Origin of the sequence: Clostridium sp. 10cd*, assembly GCF_044336395.1 — a bacterium.
In the GTDB taxonomy this organism is placed as follows: domain Bacteria; phylum Bacillota_I; class Bacilli_A; order Erysipelotrichales; family Erysipelotrichaceae; genus Clostridium_AQ; species Clostridium_AQ innocuum.
The window spans coordinates 1,735,854-1,749,841 of the sequence record NZ_CP172347.1 but is presented as its reverse complement, the minus strand read 5'-3'; the positions used below and the strand labels follow the sequence as shown (position 1 = coordinate 1,749,841).

Sequence of the window (13,988 nt, the reverse complement as noted above, 5' to 3'; positions counted from 1 at the left end):
AACTTCTATTGATAAATACAATCGTGTTGAAGTCTCCCTGTTTTGAGTTTCCCTACAATCGAGAAAGAACCAAATTGGATACCGTGGGTTTTTGAGATAAGAATAAAACATGAAAAAGAGCTGTCTTTGCAGCTGCGTTTTCAATTATACAGTATATTTTGATGAATCATTCCATGATAGTTTGTTGAATTTAAACGCACACAGCGACCACTTATAAATTCAATCAAAGCTTGCTGCTTTCATTCCTATATAGGAGATTCCTTTACTGTCCCTTACACCTTTTCCATACGAAGGACAGCATCCCCATAATAACAGATATAGGCAGCATTTTCATCATGAAACAAGATAACCTGCTCCGCCTGTTTCTTTTCTTCATCATATAAATAAACACTTGATGCGGAAGTGGTGAGGATGTCCAAGTCGGTTTTCATAATACGATCAACAATCTCTTTCATATTCACCCGCAAATCATATTGATACGGTGTGGTTTCCTTCACCTCCCAGTTTGATACTGCGGATTCCTTTTCGTCATACTGGAAAATACAGTACCCCCAGCGGCCGTGTCCATCCGTAAATGTACAGGAGTAGAATTGCTTATCTGTGTACAACTCCTTCAGCTCATGATTGCGTATAGAAACTCTGGCAAAGCTGTCATAATTCCAAATCGGCTGATCGATATCCTTTGTTTCTTCGTGAACCCACATCGCCATGAATCGCTGCACACTCTTATGCTTCATAAATGCCATAGCCGCTGCCGTACCATCTCCCCCGTAATACGAAGCTATCGCCTTTTCAAGCAATGCCTGCTTCAAAGAGAGCAGCATATCCTTATGCCACATGCTTTGTACTGCAGTATATCCGGCAGTATCCTTACATGCCGTCATAAAAAATATGACCGACAGAGCAACCAGAAGCATTCTAATCTGCTTTATCATAAACCTTACCTTCCGATATGCATCCCTGCCCCCACAGTAGCTGCACACATCTTCTTCCTTTCTTTACAGGCTGTCAGTAACACCCTCACTCTTTTCTTCTGATAAATTCCACAAAGGCAAACATGATGGAAATAACGCTCAGAACAGCAACAATCAACTCCGACATGTTGTTTGCATATTCTGCCATCTTTGGCTCCATAATGCCAAGTATGAGATAATAGCTGCACCAGAGCAGCCCCAGCAAAAGAACAAGGCAGGTGACATACTTGAGCAGACCTGCCGCTTTACTGATGAATTTGATATTTCTTGCGATTTGTTTCTGCGTATAGTCCTTTTTTATCAGCTTCTTTTTTACACCGCCGCCCACGGCACCTAGGATCAGACCTACGGATAAACTGACGCATATCGAAAAGTATACACTCATAAGATCCCATCCTTTTCAAATATCAGATCCATTATGCGGATACAGCCGTTTGCACTGATTTCTGTCGGTATCATTCCAGCATACCGGTAACCCTTTACGGCATAGTCATTTATGATATCGCGATGCTCCATCGTGACTGCCAAAACCACATCCTTCATTATGTAAGCAACATTACCATATTCATATTGTTTCATAGGGTCTCCTTCCTGCGAACCTCTTGTAAATAGTCTTGTTTCTGTGTCCTAAAATAAGCATCAATGAATTTTTTTGAAGGCGTGTATATGTTCTTTGGAAGCTGATCGACTGGAAACCATTTCCATTCATCCTGCTTTTCCGGCTCCATAACACAAAGCGTCCCGCTGCAGGCACGGGCTATCACCTGAATGGTGACATAATGCTTACCCGGCTGCAGATCATCAACGGCACTATACACCTGTAAGTCATTGATATCCAGATTGGTTTCCTCTTTTGTTTCCCTTACGGCACCCTCTAAAATCGTCTCCCCATACTCCTGCTTTCCACCCGGAAGACACCAGGAATCCGGTTCATAAATCCCACCGGTATCCGCTGCACTGCATACGCGGTGTCCCAGTAGCAGCCTTCCGTTTTGAAGAATCAAAACACCGATTCCTACACGTATATAAGCATCCATAAGCTTCACTTCCTTTTTTCCTTGATATTCAATCAATCATCATGCAGATGGCCTGTCAGATTAGGTGATTTTCCTTACAATACCGGTAGATTTCTTCCTCCCTGACACTGCCGCAGATTACATCCGCCACGGCCTTTACATTCTGACTGGCATTGTCCATGGCGATGCCGGTTCCAACTGCCTGCAGCATTTCAATGTCATTGGTATCATCTCCAAAGGCGATGGCTTCCTCTTTGGTGAACGGAACATAGTCCAGAACCTTTTTGACACCGAATCCTTTTCCACCATTTGCCGGTATGATATCCACCGCTCTCGTTTATTCCTACCTTAATCTAAATTATAGTAAACAAAAGAGGTAATGTACAGCAAATACGCTGCATTACCACCTTTTCCTGTTATATTTCGTATGCTACAGGCTTTAACGCTTGGACGCATGGCGGATGAGAGAAGCCCCGCTGTAAATATGCTGCATTCAAAATCTGTTAAGCACAGACCTTTCCACCATTCCAGCTTCTGCTGTCGTCATGCAGCTGTGAGGCATGATGACAGTCACTATCTGTTTGACGGTAAGCCTTACTGCCATACGCGTTGTCTTTATCAAGTCTTACAGCACCTTTTTTGGAATCCGCGGCATGTGCTTTCCCCTGTTGCTAAACTCTCACACAGTATGTGTTTTCTCTGCAGTATTTGGCAGCCGTATACAGATGCACAGCCTGTTTTGCACATATTCTGCAGAGATGCTGCCATGCATGCGCTCCAGTAGACTCCGTGCAATTTCCAAGCCGAGGCCTGTTGCGTTATCCGCATGATGCACCGTGTAAAAGCGGTCAAATAGACGGGCAACCTGTACCTGATCCAATCCGGATGCCGTATTGATAAACAGAATATCCCCCGTATCCTTCAAACAGATTTCCAAATCACCATCACTGTATTTTAAAGCATTGTTCATAAGATTCGCCAGTACGCGAGTGAGCATTGCTGCATTCAAGCTGCGCACAATCTTTCTTTGCGGCATATGAACAACCGGTTCAATGCCTCGTCTTTTTAAAACAGCATAAAAGCCAGCTATGCTTTCCTCCAGAACATCATTCAAAGCAACCGGTTCCAGTCTATCGTCATGTTCCGTTATTTCTGTGAGCGAGTATTGAAACAGTTCCTCGCTTAGCTGTATCATCTGATCCACACGGTTGCGGATATCTTAAAGCCAATGCCCCATACTGCCTCGATATAATCCTTGTTGCTTACATCACGCAGCTTTCTCCTCAGATTACTGATATGCATTTTCAATGAGCTTTCTGTACGTCCGGTGTATCCTCACTAATCTGTTCCAGCAGTAACGATTTTGTAATGACCTGATCGGGGCGCTGCATCAGCAGCTTCAAAATTGCATATTCCGTTCTTGTCAGCGAAACCACCTTATCCTGCACATGCGTTGTATGCGTTTTTGGATCCAGCCGGATATCATCATAAATAAGACAGGAAGCAGCTTCTGAAATTTCTGTTTTACGCAGCTGTACAGCGATTCTTGCCAGCAGCTGTTTCGCATCCGGTACGGTTTCATTTAATTCCCAGTTTGATATTGTCTGTCTGGTGACACCAACTATCGCGCCAAGCTGCTCCTGTGACAGCTGAAGCTGTTTTCTTGCTCTCCATATATTTGTTCCTAATTCCATGTTGACTCCTTTCATGAATGATTATACGATATGGGCTTCTTCTACTCCAGCAAAGCTGTTTGGAAGTCTGTCAAAGATTTTTAACATTTGCATATGTTCTCTGTTTTGTATCTGTTTTATGTATCCTTTCTACGAATATACGAAATCAGAGTTGTTCTGTAATATGAATCAAAGGGGGTTTGTATAAGAGACAGTTTTATGCATTTTGCGGTTCTTCTTTTAAACGGCCGCATCTATATGGAGTCGCATTCCCCATATGTACCAGTGCCAGCACATCTGTTCTGCATACATTCCAGAATTGTATATCCACACATTCGCTTTCTGCATGACATGCTGTACGATTGTGTGGAGGATGCCGATCGACACCTGTTTATTTATCTTTATTCTTTGTTTTCTGCATCACATCATAGCATAGGAAATCACCGTTTTCTGTCGGTATGATATGATATGCACTTTCCCTGTAGCCGCGTTTGATATAGATTGCCTTTGCCGGCAGCGATGCATCGAGTCTACAGATATCTGTACATTTGAATATTTTCTGCTCTGCAAAATCCATTAGCCTGCGGCCATATCCCTTTTTCTGGTGTGCCGGCAGAACAAACAGCCTGCATATCTCATGATTTTTCAGCGTGACAGTACCGACGGCAAGCTGCTTCTCATTCAATAAAAGATAAACACTGCCGGCTTTCAAATCCTGACGAATTCCTGTGTCATTATGGTGTGAGAGAAAAAAATCTACTGCGCCCTTCGGATAATAGTGAGGATAGATTTCCTGTATCGTTTCTCTGGTGATCGTACGTACCACCTGCAATGTCTGTTCTTGGAATCCTGCCTGAATGATTCTGCAGCCCTCCGTATTTTCGTAATTCATAATTCACCTTCTCCTTTTCGTCCTGTTATCCATATGCTTCTTATATTTCTATGAGAATGGAGGTTCCCTTACTGTGGTCACCATTGAGCCACTGCCACTGCTCATGTAATTCTATGCAGTTATCCTTTAGAACAACTGGTATGCTGTGGCACTTCCCGATTTTGATTTCTTTCTTTATATTCAGGTGCTGATAGGTAAAGTCCAGCATTCCTGCTTCATCCACAGTTCCAATCAGAAATCCCTTCATGATATCTCCGCCTGCATATTCTGCCCATATGACAGTATCCTTTTGATGGTAATGAAATACAGTCTGCTCACTGACCTCACCATTCACACTGTTAAGCTTTGGAATGAAGCTTTTTCCATCATAATCTATGTTATTTTCAGTTGCCATCGTTATCGCCTCCTGTTTATGATCTTCCCTACTGCCTGCTATACAATGCGCCTTGCGTTTTGCATGCGCACTATTTCAAAAACATCACATTCTGAACCTTTTCTGTAATCCAGATTTCATCCTGCAGTATTTCAATATCATATCCGCTGACCGTCTTTTCAGCAAAGGATTTCATAATGCATTCAAATCCGAACGCAGCATCCATTTTTCTGGGAAATCTGATCTGTGTTTCAAAAGAATCATGGTATGTAAAACCGGCAGTCTCTGCAAGCTGCCGCCATTCATCCAGCGTATAAAATTTGATATGTCCATCCTTTTTCATCTGCATATAAGCATCGACAAATCGTTTTTCATCATCTTCATTGGGTGCTGGATCACAGAGAAAGAAACAGCCTTTTTGCCGCAATACACGATATACTTCCTGAAATGTTTGCGTAATTGCGGGAAAATGATGCAGAGCATAGCGGGTTATGACCATATCAAAGGTTACAGCTTCGAATGGAAAGTCTATACCTTCATAGCATATAAAATGCAGATTCCTCCTATGTAAAGCATTTGCTTTATCACGATTCCTGCATAATGTTTCCGCAACGATATCCAGCCCATATATTTCACAGTCCGGATATCGCTTCGCAATTGCAAAGGAAAGATAACCTGTTCCTGTTCCCAGATCCAATATTTTCATGCCCGGACGTATCGGTAGAAAACTCAGGATTGCTTCTAGGTGTGATGCGTCCTGTGTTTGCATATCATAATATGCTGCTTTTTTGAAGCTTTCTTCGAATCCTTGTTTTGTTTTCTCTATACTGTCTTTTGAATTCTGCTCCATGTCCATTTCCCCTTCCATGAAGAACAATCACTTTCACAAGTTTACGCTGAGTTATATTCAACGCATATCGTTCTATACCGTTTTTTCAGCTGAAGCAAAAGCTTTCCAGAACTTCCTGCAACCTTTAACAGCTCTTTGTGTAACTCATCCATGACTTTTTGTTATGGATATAAAATAGATGTAGCTGGTCATCCCACGGATCAGGGTGGTACAAAGATGGTGATTCTATGTAAAGCTACTGCAAACACAAAGCTTTGTATTCATATTTAGATGTACCGACCTTGAATTAAGATCCATTAACCTCAGGGAGAGGCTAGACCGAATACGATTTCTCATATGAATATCAAGACTCATCATTTAGATCCACTAGCCTCAAAAGATTGTGTCAATAAAGCCTGTTATGTAGATTATACTTAACAAAAAAGGGAATATACAGTCTAATCTGCACAAAGCCCTTTCCATAATTGTCTGCGGATATCCGATTCCTGTGAAAGACATACATAAAATCCGAACGCATTACATGGTTTTTCCTTTTATTTCGCTTGTCCGGTTTCCAGCAGGCAGCCCACCTCCTAATCAATATATCCACATAAAGCAATTACATTTACTGATGCTGAAGAAACAGAAGCTTCTGCTCTTTGAAGGCATATGTAGGTAACAGCCTGCAATATCCTTCTGCTTTTCCGACCATGAATTTCATTTCCCTGGGCATATGCTTTTATCCATTGCATTTCAGCAGGAAATCGATTATTCAGGAGTTATCGGTTTCACAGCAGGTACAGCAAACGTTTCCGAATGAAAGTTGGAATAATATCTGCCCTTTGTTACAGTAATCTTTAAAACACAATAATCCGGATCCGTTACTCCCTCAGGATAATACATGGTATCCCCTTCTCTCCATATCATTTCCCTGCTTTTAGTATCCTCCAGAATTTCTGCAGTTCCTATCAGCATAACACCTCGAAAATAGCGTTTATCACAGAAATAAATACATGCCTTCGGGTTTTCTCGATACTGTGCTGACCGCATGGAGGATGTGTTTGTCGTAAAATAAAATGTTTGAATACCGATCCTCTTTCTCGGAGAAAGCATTGCCTTCGTGTTTGGAAAGCCGTCCGGATCCACGGAGCTGATAAATGCTGTTGTCTGTTTATCTATCAGCCTGCCAATCGTTGCTTCACAATCTTTCATCATATCACTCACCAACCTTTCCTCCATTGTAGTCTGATTGGCAGCATTTGTACATTACCCACTTTTTTGTGACTATATAAGTCCCTTTTCCTTCAAAAATTCCTCACGGTTATCCTCCAGCATCATTTCCACTCCGATTTCCTGCATGATTGCAATCGCCTCCAGCATATGCTCTCCGCGCTTGGTAAGATAATATTCAACATGCAGCGGATAACCGGCATACGTATGCTTTTCAACCATACCGTATTCCAAAAGCTCCTTCAGCTGTTCCATCAGCATTTTCTGTGTGATGCCCAGTATTTCTTTTTTCAAGGAAGATAATGAGCGACGCCCTTTTCCAAGCTGCCACAGGATAATCGGTTTCCATTTACCTTTTGTAACATCATGCGTCAGCTCCAGAGGACAGGTGTATTCCATACGTGTTTTCAAATTGCTCCTCCTGTTTAGCTTTATCACAGCACTTGTATAGAGGCCGTGCAGTACATACCTTTACCAGCGTTTCATGTTTCTTTCGAATTTTTCTTTATATGCTGTCTTTAATTCTTCGGAAGATATATCATAGCACAACAAAATATCGTTATAATACATTAGAACATCAGCTAATTCTTCAATTAGATCTTTTCTTATATCTTCCTGATGAGCCGCTTCAAAATCCCCATGCTTTTTTACGATGTCTATTACTTCGCCTATTTCTCCAATCATCCAAAGCAGCTTGTTCCTGCCTGCTAGAACAGAAATACCTTCCCATTTATCTTTATATTTTTCTTGCAAAATCAGCTGCATTTCTTTCATTTCATTGATCGTAAATTCATCCATGTTATCCTCCTTTATTCTAATTTATTTCTTTCCCTTCTCTATACATTCAGGCAAGCTGCCAATCAGCAACCCAACCACGAAACCAAGAGCTATATTATCCAATAATAGTCCGCCCATAAATCCCAAAATCAGGCCCCATGCGATTTTATCATTAGAACTGGATTTTCTGTTTTTCCTGTTTTTCACCATCATCCTCCTGCGCATATTCTGCTTATAGTAATCTATTCATGCTTATCTATGAGTCCCTTGTAGTCCTGATTCCAACAAATGGGTAGGTAATGGATTCTCCAGTGAGAACTGTACACCTACCTTTGATAAACATTCATATTACAAGCCTGTTTCAGAAAATTCAGATGTCCAATGGTATCTACAAAAGCTTGATTGCACATAATCTTCTTCTGTTGCCTTTTCTATTATATGTAAGAATGAACCATATCTTTGATCAGCAGGCTCAGACCCATACATACAGCCTTTCCATACCCTGTGAATATTCTAGCAGCTTCGTTTGTGTATTCGGACAGATCAATTCAATTTCATATATAAAAGTGGGTATGGATTGCCTTGTTCATCACACTCTGTCCTTTTATACACTTTAAATCCCATGTATTCATAAAACCCTTTTGCTAGAGGATTTTGTTCATTTACTGCCAGATCATTCACTGAATATTTTTCTATTCCGAATGTAAGCAATTCTCTGCCCAAGCCTTTTCCTCTTTCTTCGTCAGAAATGAAGAGCATTTCAAGATGCTGCTCTGCAATTCCCATGAATCCTACAGGAACCTGATGTTCATTTACCGCGATAATCAAATACGGTATTTCCTGTATTGCCTGTGGCACATAGTTCTTAATATTTTCTATTTCTTCCTCTGACAGGAAGAGATGGGTTGCTTTTACAGAGCTTTCCCACACCTCTAGCAGCTGCCCTGTCAGTGTTGGATTTCTATCTATTGCTTCCATGATTTTCATTTTGTTATCCTCCGTAATTCTAAAATATTTTATGCTGTCAAAGTACCATCAACAACAAGCACTGCCTAACCAATACAGCCAAGTGAAACAGCCCTCCTATTGCATATGCTGTTACAGTATCCATAAAAGAAAGTGTGCCGTCTTATCGCCTTAGCGCCTATATACTAAAATACTGACATTTTAAACCGACCAGCTTTTCAATTGATCACTTTATATCTTAGGCGAATATACGAATTTTTCAGTACATCACACGCTTCCAGCTTCAGTACTCCCAATGCATGCAAATCATCTACAGATGTGATGGAAGCTCCGTCAATCAGTGTTGCAGTATCTTTTCCGCCAATCAATATCGGGGCAACAACAATATCTATATAGTCCAGCAATTTCTTCCTCAAAAAAAGTCCGTTCAAGGTACCTCCTGACTGTACCGTTAATCGACTGCATCCATAATCCTCTTTTAAAATTTCCAAAGCGCCTGCCAGATCCAATGTATCCTGCATGATGATGTGTAAATTATCTTCCTTTACTAAAAATGCCGGATGTGCGGGGTTTTGTGTAATCAACACAAATTCCTTGGACAACTGACAGAAATACCGAATGCCGTGCTCCGTTAGATGATGATTATCCAGCAACACAAAGGATACAGGCGATTTTGCCGGGAAATCCTCTTCATTTACTCCCATTTTCTGCTGAACTCGACCGGTATTAAAGGACCATAGATCACCCATTTGTTCAAATTCATAATATTGATGAAGTCCCTCCTTAACGCCGGTTATATTAGGAAAGTCTTTATCGACATCCAATTCATCCGATGACCCGGTACTGATTTTCCCATCTACTGACATCAGCATAAACAAGGTGGTTACTGCTCTATCCATAATTCATTCCTCCTATGACTAGCTTCATTCTAACACAGTGAAATGAAATTGTCATGAATGAATAAACTCCCGAGTTGCAAGCTGGATTTCTTCATGAGTAAAAAATAAAAGCAGTCACCTATTTACCACTTATTGACATAATCGAGCTTACTCAATACTTATATCCTTTCGGAATATATGATGGAACTGCTATTTTAAGAATAGTGAATACAAAAAGAAGTGAATTCTATAAAAGACTCCACTTCTATTTCTATCGCTTTGATATTGCCTAGGTATCTTTCTGAATGCGATATAACGCAATTATAGTATATTTAACGCTTTTACGCAATACCTCTGTATAAATCTTCATAAGCATCTTCATAAGAAAGGGCAGGTATTTTTTGGCTTAAAGCAGATTCATTTCAGCTTGTTTACACAATTTTGCTACATTCCCAGTTAAGCCGAAGTATACTATCCTGTTTAAACTGCATTGAAAAATAAAGAACGAAGTTATTGCAAATGGGCATATAATTGGTATATCTCACTATGCTGACTGTTTTTATTTTGAATATATCAATTTATTGTTTCACGCATGGTCATATCCCTTCTTTCCTTTTTTCATGTTTTGCTTCAGGAATATGATCAGGTGGTCCTCTGTCACTGTTATTTTTATGATTTATGAAGTAGCCGTTACAATGTCCGCCGATAATTGACAGACTTGTACATTATGATATAGAAAAAGGTGCCTTGTGTTGAAATTCTATAGGAACGCCAAAAAAAAATATCGCTCAGACTGACATGCAGAAAGGCCGGGGCTTTTGTGATTGAGATGCATACATCATCATTATGGTTTGCTCATGTTTTTTCATGTGACTGCTCCTCCTTTTTTTCGTTTTACCAGTGTATCACAGATGCCGATCGAAATACAACAGAATATTCAAACCATTCTCAACTCCTCTATCAAATAAAAATGTCCAAGGAAATTCTGAAAGACAAATCGCAAAGATGGATATATGGATACTGTATATAATGTGAACATATCATGTATCCGGAAAGTATTTTAGAAAAACTGCAGAAATGAACTATAACTGTAAATAATTCTAATTCGCCAAATATGCAAATTCCCACAATAGTAAAGACCCCTGCAATACATGCAGGAGTCCGTTTGTTATATGAATCGCCTGAAAAAGGAATCAGCTGTTAATCTTCGTATTCTTCGTACTCTTCGTATTTTCTATCTGTTTCATCATAGTCGAATGCTTCCGCATAATCCTCACGCAGATCATCATCACGCAGTCGGCAGTTTCTCATGCAGCGGCGATACTGCTCACGGCAGCGGTCCTCACAGCTAGGGCGTGGCGGACACGGTCTTGGCGGGCATGGTCTCGGTGGACATGGTTTTGGCGGACACGGTTTTGGCGGGCATGGTCTTGGTGGACATGGTCTTGGCGGACACGGACGGTGATTGCCGCAGCCACAGCCATGAGAGTTTCCATTGCTTCCACAACCGCAGTCATTGTCATGGTGATGACAGCCGCAGCTGCCATGATTACCACCGCAGCCCGGACGGTAGGTGTTGACACAGGAACAGCGGGAACGGCTTTCCGTATTGCAGCCGGACTGGTTTACCAGAATTCTTTCTCCATTGCGTGCGCAGGAAGACCCGCGTCCGCTGTTGGAAGAACAATTGCATCTTGAGTTATACATGTAAGATTTCCTCCTTTATATGAGATTTCATCCATCTCAATCCACTATATGCAAATGTCCGATGCCCAACATAGGCGTATCACAATGGTGGAGGGAAAATCTGTGTTTTTTTCTTACCTGCTTTCCAGCATGGCGCGGAATACATCCAGTCTGGTATAGGCGTTTACATTAAACCGCGGCAGTGCATAGGAATCATCACTGCGTTTTGCTTTGCAGTTCTCATTGTATCCAAAGGCAAGGCGCGTGCCGTTATCATTCAGAATTTTCTGTATTCTTTTATTATATTTCCCATACGGATATGCGTAATAGGTGATAGAGCCCTGCTTTGCGGCCTGCTCCGTATCCCTTTGCAGCTGTTCATCGTTCAGCTGATCGATGCGAAAGCCATCCGCATTCTTATGATGAAGATCATAGGAATGTGAGAAATACTGCAGCACACGTTCATCCTGCATATCCGCATGGGAAGCATGCTGGCGAAGCTTAGGATCATAGGGACCGTGCTGTTCATCAATAACCGAGCCAATCACGAATACCGAGCCGGTAAAGCCATAGCGCTTCAATACCGGCTGTGCAAATTTCGTCGTTGAATAAAATCCGTCATCAAAGGTGATGGCAATACTTTTCTCATCCAAATCTTTCTTCCCCATCTTCCAGGCATATACATCCTCCAGTGTCACACTATGGTAGCCATCTTCCTTTAACAGCTGCATCTGCCGTTCAAAATCAGAGAGGGAGATCACCCACATGTTGTTCGGGAAGAAGGCCTGTTTATCAGCATCCGGAACAATATGGTGATAGCCGATAATCGGTATGCCGTCCTCGCTGTTAAACGCCTGCACAAGCGCATTTCCCGCATATAGCAATAGCAGGATGCAAAGCAGAATGACCGTTAGCTTTCTCTGACGCATAAACACCTACTTCAGAAACAGACGCACCAGGCGCTGCTTGCATGTTGTATAGGGGTGATAGCGAAAAGGCAGATCGATCCAGTTCGCTTTTTTTACGATACTCTTGCGGTGAGAGAAGGTTTGAAAGCTGTCATAGCCGTGATAGCTTCCCATCCCGCTTTGACCAACACCGCCAAAGCCCATCGCACTCGTTGCCAGATGAATAATCGTATCGTTGATGCAGCCGCCCCCATAGCTCAGAGGTGACAACACCCTGTGCTGATTCTGCTTCTGCTCGCTGAACAGATACAATGCCAGAGGTTTTTCCTTATCCAGAAGTGTCTGTACAACCTCATCCAGATCCGTAAAGGTCAGTATCGGAAGCAGCGGACCAAAAATTTCCTCCTGCATGATGGCATTGTCCCATGAGATATTCTCAATTACCGTTGGCTCGATTTGACACGTTTCTTCACGGATGGCTCCGCCCATACAGATGCTTCCCTCCTGCATGAGTGCACAAAGGCGGGCAAAATGCTTTTTATTTATGATTTTCGGATAGGTTGCACAATCCATGGCACTTCCCTGAAAAAAGGTATGCAGACTGTCCTGCAGATAAGCCAGAAACTCATTTTTCACCGATGCCTCTACATATACATAATCCGGGGCAACACAGGTCTGTCCCGCATTCAGGAACTTCCCAAACGCAATACGGCGGGCAGCCAGCTTCAAATTTGCGCTCCTATCTACAATGCATGGACTTTTACCGCCAAGCTCCAGCGTGATCGGTGTCAGATATCTGCTGGCCTTTTCCATGACCAGACGGCCGACCTCTACTCCGCCGGTAAAAAAGATATAATCAAAGCGCTGCTCCAGCAGCTCTGTATTTTCACGGCGGCCTCCCTCAACCACTGCCACATATTCACTGGGAAAGCAACGGCGAATCAGCTTTGCGATGATGGCAGAGGTTGCGCTCGCATAGGCACTCGGCTTGATGATGACCGTATTCCCTGCCGCTATCGCGCCAATCGCCGGCTCCAGTGAAAGCTGGAACGGATAATTCCACGGCGCTATTACCAGAACTACCCCATAAGGCTCAAACTGCGTCCAGCTTTTTGCTGAAAACTGTGCAAGTGGTGTATGTACGCGCTTTGGCTTTGCCCACTGCTCCATATGGCGAAGCTGATAGGTCAGCTCACTCAGCACCATACCGGTTTCGCTCATATACGCTTCCATATCGGATTTATTGAGGTCTGCGCGCAGAGCCGCATGAATTTCCGCTTCCATGTCGCGAATTGCTGAACGCAGCTTCTTCAATGCATTTCGGCGTATTTCCAAATCCTTTGTTGCCTGCGTGCGAAAATATGCACGCTGTTTCTTTACCAATCCTTCGATTTCCATACCATCACCTGTTTCCTTTGTTTCTGAAATTATAGCAGAATTCTGTCTGCTTGTGTACCTTACGGCTGAAAAACCTCTGCTGCTTTTCATCACCGGATTTCCATTCAAATCGAAACATACACCGCGATATGCATTGCCGCAGTATCGTATGCATAAAGCATATCAAATTTTTTCCTCTATAAGTATTTATAAGGGATACATACCGCAGGCCACCCTGCTGGAACACGATGCTTTCGTTCCTGCTGCTTGGAATTTTTGTCTACCATGTGTCTTATTCATTTCCTTTGTCTCATAGCTTCTCGCTGTCATTCACTGAAAAAGCGATTGATTATAGAGGTAACGAAAAATTTCACAAATTTACATTTCCTGCTTACAAATAGAAATAAAT

At 42.2% G+C, this 13,988-nt stretch carries 18 protein-coding genes and 1 pseudogene; all 19 read right to left on the bottom strand.

The genetic code is table 11. The features are described from left to right. Positions 1-272: 272 nt before the first annotated feature. The 19 genes and pseudogenes from ACG3M1_RS08625 to ACG3M1_RS08535 all read right to left on the bottom strand — a co-directional run bounded on the left by ACG3M1_RS08625 (position 273) and on the right by ACG3M1_RS08535 (position 13,690). Positions 273-935 (bottom strand): hypothetical protein, encoded by a 663-nt coding sequence (locus ACG3M1_RS08625; protein WP_008818970.1) that lies wholly within the window; start codon positions 933-935, stop codon positions 273-275. A gap of 85 nt (positions 936-1,020) precedes the next feature. Next, positions 1,021-1,359 (bottom strand): hypothetical protein, encoded by a 339-nt coding sequence (locus ACG3M1_RS08620; RefSeq protein ID WP_002608415.1) that lies wholly within the window; start codon positions 1,357-1,359, stop codon positions 1,021-1,023. Beyond that, a complete protein-coding gene (locus tag ACG3M1_RS08615; RefSeq protein ID WP_217792875.1) occupies positions 1,356-1,553 on the bottom strand; it encodes a DUF4177 domain-containing protein in 198 nt (65 codons plus the stop codon). The genes ACG3M1_RS08620 and ACG3M1_RS08615 overlap by 4 nt, the downstream gene beginning before the upstream one ends. Next, positions 1,550-2,011 (bottom strand): nucleotide triphosphate diphosphatase NUDT15, encoded by a 462-nt coding sequence (locus ACG3M1_RS08610; RefSeq protein WP_021420912.1) that lies wholly within the window; start codon positions 2,009-2,011, stop codon positions 1,550-1,552. Before ACG3M1_RS08610 ends, ACG3M1_RS08615 begins: the two co-directional genes overlap by 4 nt. A 55-nt stretch (positions 2,012-2,066) precedes the next feature. Beyond that, entirely contained in the window at positions 2,067-2,318 is a 252-nt protein-coding gene (locus ACG3M1_RS08605; RefSeq protein WP_008818973.1) for an HAD family hydrolase, read from the bottom strand. Between the two features lie 351 nt (positions 2,319-2,669). Continuing rightward, the gene (locus tag ACG3M1_RS08600; RefSeq protein WP_021420913.1) at positions 2,670-3,185 is read right to left on the bottom strand and encodes a sensor histidine kinase; all 516 of its coding nucleotides are present in this window, start codon (positions 3,183-3,185) and stop codon (positions 2,670-2,672) included. Beyond that, positions 3,182-3,684, bottom strand: a pseudogene (locus tag ACG3M1_RS08595) (winged helix-turn-helix domain-containing protein). Before ACG3M1_RS08595 ends, ACG3M1_RS08600 begins: the two are co-directional and overlap by 4 nt. Positions 3,685-4,054: 370 nt before the next feature. After that, positions 4,055-4,555: a GNAT family N-acetyltransferase gene (locus tag ACG3M1_RS08590; protein WP_217792873.1), complete on the bottom strand. Its 501-nt coding sequence runs from the start codon at positions 4,553-4,555 to the stop codon at positions 4,055-4,057. Between the two features lie 40 nt (positions 4,556-4,595). Beyond that, positions 4,596-4,949: a hypothetical protein gene (locus tag ACG3M1_RS08585; RefSeq protein ID WP_008818975.1), complete on the bottom strand. Its 354-nt coding sequence runs from the start codon at positions 4,947-4,949 to the stop codon at positions 4,596-4,598. Positions 4,950-5,019: 70 nt separating this feature from the next. Beyond that, positions 5,020-5,778, bottom strand: coding sequence for a class I SAM-dependent methyltransferase (locus ACG3M1_RS08580; RefSeq protein ID WP_009269414.1), 759 nt, complete (start codon positions 5,776-5,778; stop codon positions 5,020-5,022). A 747-nt stretch (positions 5,779-6,525) separates the two neighbouring features. Next, the gene (locus ACG3M1_RS08575; protein ID WP_170316693.1) at positions 6,526-6,972 is read right to left on the bottom strand and encodes a pyridoxamine 5'-phosphate oxidase family protein; all 447 of its coding nucleotides are present in this window, start codon (positions 6,970-6,972) and stop codon (positions 6,526-6,528) included. A 69-nt stretch (positions 6,973-7,041) separates the two neighbouring features. Continuing rightward, positions 7,042-7,398, bottom strand: coding sequence for a winged helix-turn-helix transcriptional regulator (locus ACG3M1_RS08570; protein ID WP_002608405.1), 357 nt, complete (start codon positions 7,396-7,398; stop codon positions 7,042-7,044). A gap of 60 nt (positions 7,399-7,458) precedes the next feature. Then, the gene (locus tag ACG3M1_RS08565) at positions 7,459-7,785 is read right to left on the bottom strand and encodes a MazG nucleotide pyrophosphohydrolase domain-containing protein (RefSeq protein WP_002608404.1); all 327 of its coding nucleotides are present in this window, start codon (positions 7,783-7,785) and stop codon (positions 7,459-7,461) included. A 21-nt stretch (positions 7,786-7,806) separates the two neighbouring features. Then, a complete protein-coding gene (locus tag ACG3M1_RS08560) occupies positions 7,807-7,971 on the bottom strand; it encodes a hypothetical protein (RefSeq protein WP_172953798.1) in 165 nt (54 codons plus the stop codon). Positions 7,972-8,307: 336 nt separating this feature from the next. After that, positions 8,308-8,751 (bottom strand): GNAT family N-acetyltransferase, encoded by a 444-nt coding sequence (locus ACG3M1_RS08555; RefSeq protein WP_100933518.1) that lies wholly within the window; start codon positions 8,749-8,751, stop codon positions 8,308-8,310. 197 nt (positions 8,752-8,948) lie between these two features. Then, entirely contained in the window at positions 8,949-9,629 is a 681-nt protein-coding gene (locus tag ACG3M1_RS08550; protein WP_257362389.1) for a dihydrofolate reductase family protein, read from the bottom strand. Positions 9,630-10,808: 1,179 nt separating this feature from the next. Continuing rightward, on the bottom strand, positions 10,809-11,315 hold the full coding sequence (locus ACG3M1_RS08545) for a hypothetical protein (RefSeq protein WP_044905376.1): 507 nt from the start codon (positions 11,313-11,315) through the stop codon (positions 10,809-10,811). 113 nt (positions 11,316-11,428) lie between these two features. Next, positions 11,429-12,223 (bottom strand): polysaccharide deacetylase family protein, encoded by a 795-nt coding sequence (locus tag ACG3M1_RS08540; RefSeq protein ID WP_395815180.1) that lies wholly within the window; start codon positions 12,221-12,223, stop codon positions 11,429-11,431. A gap of 6 nt (positions 12,224-12,229) precedes the next feature. Further along, the gene (locus ACG3M1_RS08535; protein WP_224721036.1) at positions 12,230-13,690 is read right to left on the bottom strand and encodes an aldehyde dehydrogenase; all 1,461 of its coding nucleotides are present in this window, start codon (positions 13,688-13,690) and stop codon (positions 12,230-12,232) included. Positions 13,691-13,988 lie beyond the last annotated feature (298 nt).

Bases quoted from the DNA above. Each gene is read 5' to 3' on its own strand.
- ACG3M1_RS08600 (WP_021420913.1), bottom strand. From the start codon at position 3,185: ATGATACAGCTAAGCGAGGAACTGTTTCAATACTCGCTCACAGAAATA.
- ACG3M1_RS08625 (WP_008818970.1), bottom strand. From the start codon at position 935: ATGATAAAGCAGATTAGAATGCTTCTGGTTGCTCTGTCGGTCATATTT.
- ACG3M1_RS08550 (WP_257362389.1), bottom strand. From the start codon at position 9,629: ATGGATAGAGCAGTAACCACCTTGTTTATGCTGATGTCAGTAGATGGG.
- ACG3M1_RS08565 (WP_002608404.1), bottom strand. From the start codon at position 7,785: ATGGATGAATTTACGATCAATGAAATGAAAGAAATGCAGCTGATTTTG.
- ACG3M1_RS08575 (WP_170316693.1), bottom strand. From the start codon at position 6,972: ATGATGAAAGATTGTGAAGCAACGATTGGCAGGCTGATAGATAAACAG.
- ACG3M1_RS08615 (WP_217792875.1), bottom strand. From the start codon at position 1,553: ATGAAACAATATGAATATGGTAATGTTGCTTACATAATGAAGGATGTG.
- ACG3M1_RS08580 (WP_009269414.1), bottom strand. From the start codon at position 5,778: ATGGAGCAGAATTCAAAAGACAGTATAGAGAAAACAAAACAAGGATTC.
- ACG3M1_RS08555 (WP_100933518.1), bottom strand. From the start codon at position 8,751: ATGAAAATCATGGAAGCAATAGATAGAAATCCAACACTGACAGGGCAG.
- ACG3M1_RS08585 (WP_008818975.1), bottom strand. From the start codon at position 4,949: ATGGCAACTGAAAATAACATAGATTATGATGGAAAAAGCTTCATTCCA.
- ACG3M1_RS08535 (WP_224721036.1), bottom strand. From the start codon at position 13,690: ATGAAAAGCAGCAGAGGTTTTTCAGCCGTAAGGTACACAAGCAGACAG.
- ACG3M1_RS08610 (WP_021420912.1), bottom strand. From the start codon at position 2,011: ATGGATGCTTATATACGTGTAGGAATCGGTGTTTTGATTCTTCAAAAC.
- ACG3M1_RS08620 (WP_002608415.1), bottom strand. From the start codon at position 1,359: ATGAGTGTATACTTTTCGATATGCGTCAGTTTATCCGTAGGTCTGATC.
- ACG3M1_RS08540 (WP_395815180.1), bottom strand. From the start codon at position 12,223: ATGCGTCAGAGAAAGCTAACGGTCATTCTGCTTTGCATCCTGCTATTG.
- ACG3M1_RS08545 (WP_044905376.1), bottom strand. From the start codon at position 11,315: ATGTATAACTCAAGATGCAATTGTTCTTCCAACAGCGGACGCGGGTCT.
- ACG3M1_RS08590 (WP_217792873.1), bottom strand. From the start codon at position 4,555: ATGAATTACGAAAATACGGAGGGCTGCAGAATCATTCAGGCAGGATTC.